This is a genomic window from Bacillus sp. JJ1521, assembly GCF_036965165.1.
Classification (GTDB): domain Bacteria; phylum Bacillota; class Bacilli; order Bacillales; family Bacillaceae_L; genus Ferdinandcohnia.
In genome coordinates, this window is sequence record NZ_JBALOX010000260.1 from 1 (window position 1) to 1068 (window position 1068).

Genomic DNA, 1068 nt, shown 5'->3' on the forward strand with positions numbered 1-1068 from the left:
AGTTCTGCTGTTTTAACAAGTTCTTCGATTGGCATTTTTTCGTTTGTCGTATGGATTTCTTCATAACCAACTGCTAGGTTTACTGTTGGAATACCATGTCCTGCGATGACGTTCGCATCACTGCCACCACCGCTTTGTTGTAGTTCACTTTGGCGTCCAATTCGTGCAACTGCTCGTTTTGCAACCTCAACGACATGGTCACCATCAGCAAACTTAAAGCCTGGATACATGACGGTAGTCTCAACCTCTGCTCTACCACCCATTTCAGCAGCTACGGATTCAAAGGCTTCTTTCATTTTTTGAACTTGGCTTTCCATTTTTTCGGAAATTAAAGAACGAGCTTCAGCCAAAATTTCAACATGGTCACAGACTATATTCGTTTGTGTTCCACCCTCAAAACGCCCAATATTCGCAGTTGTTTCTTCATCAATACGACCTAAAGGCATTCTTGAAATGGCTTTTGCAGCCATTGTAATCGCCGAAACACCTTTTTCAGGGGCAACACCTGCATGTGCTGTTTTCCCGATGATTGTTGCTTTAACCTTCGCTTGTGTTGGTGCAGCAACAATAATGTTGCCAACCTTACCATCGCTATCAAGCGCATAGCCGTATTTTGCTGTGATCATGGCTGGGTCTAAAGCTTTAGCCCCCATAAGCCCGGATTCTTCTCCAGCTGTAATAATAAATTCTATTTTACCATGTGGAATTTGCTTTTCCTTTAGGACCCGAATCGCTTCAAACATGGCAGCTAAGCCTGCTTTATCATCTGCTCCTAAAATGGTTGTCCCATCTGAGACAATATAACCATCCTTGATGGAAGGCTTAATTCCCTTACCAGGGACAACTGTATCCATATGAGATGTAAAATAAATCGTATCCACATCATTTTTTGTCCCTTCAAGGGTACAAATTAAATTCCCAGCACCATGCCCTGTTTGACCAGTTGTGTCATCCTCGACAACATTTACGCCTAATGCAGTGAATTTTTCTTTTAAAACCTTAGCAATTTCTGTTTCGAATTTTGTTTCAGAGTCTACTTGAACTAACTCTAAAAATTCATTGACAAGT

Annotated in this window: 1 protein-coding gene; it reads right to left on the bottom strand. The window is 41.5% G+C overall.

All coding sequences use genetic code 11. The features are described from left to right. Nucleotides 1-1068, bottom strand: a 1068-nt coding sequence (locus V7147_RS24250) for a M20/M25/M40 family metallo-hydrolase (protein ID WP_335370360.1), incomplete at both ends; no start/stop codon positions are given.